Genomic DNA, 967 nt, shown 5'->3' on the forward strand with positions numbered 1-967 from the left:
GGGACGCACGGTCAGGTCGACGCCGTGGACGACATCGGCGCCGCCCTCGTACGCGTAGTGCACCGCGCGCAGCACGAGGGCGTCGCCGACCGGGGCGCGCATGTCGTGTTCCGGCGCGCGCGGCGCCCCGCCGAGGCCCTCCACGCGCGCGAACGAGGCCGCGCTGGCCTGCAGTTGCTCCACCCGGAACAGGATCGTGTCGAGCGGCCCGGACAGTTGGCGCAGGTACAGCGTGCACGTCACGACGGAGCCGAGGCCCATGGCGCCGTGGGCGTGCAGCGCGCCGCCCGCCAGGAGGACCGCGACGACCGGCAGCACGTACGAGAAGTCGATCGAGGGGAACAGGACGCTGCGCAGGAACAGCGTCCGCAGACGGGTGCGGCGGCTGAGCCCGACGGCCCGCTCGCACTCCTCGCGCCGGCGCCGCTCCAGCCGGAACGCCTCCACCGTACGGGCGCCGGACGCCGTCGCCGCCAGGTGCTCCGCGAGCTGCGAATCGGCCTCGCCCTGCGCGAGGTACGCAACCCGGGCCCGGCGCAGATACCAGCGGACGGCGACCGGGATGCCCGTCAGGCAGACCAGGGCGAGAGCGCCGAGCAGCGGCTTGACGATCCACACCGCGCCGACCAGGAACAGGGCGTGGGCCAGTGACACGAACACGTCGGGCCCCGCGTCGCGCAGCGCGCCCGCCACCGACGCCACGTCGTTCGTGCCCCGGTTGGTCAGGTCGCCGGGGCCGGTGCGGTCGACCACCGACGCGGGCAGTGCCAGCGCCCGGTCCACGAACCGGTCCCGCACCCGCGCCGCGGTCCGCTCCCCGAACCGGAACCCCACCAGTCGCGCCCACCGCTCGAACCCGAGCTGCGCGAGGGCGCAGCACAGGATCACCGCCGCCGTCCGGTCCACGTGCCCGACGGACGTGCCCGCGCGCACCGCGTCGACGATCCGGCCCAGCAGCAACGGTCCG

At 75.5% G+C, this 967-nt stretch carries 1 protein-coding gene; it reads right to left on the reverse strand.

Annotation, left to right across the window (positions count from 1 at the left end; genetic code table 11):
- On the reverse strand, positions 1–967 hold a 967-nt coding region (locus G3I40_RS31160; protein ID WP_164305966.1), incomplete at both ends, for an ABC transporter ATP-binding protein.

Source organism: Streptomyces sp. SID14478, from assembly GCF_010548525.1.
GTDB lineage: Bacteria > Actinomycetota > Actinomycetes > Streptomycetales > Streptomycetaceae > Streptomyces.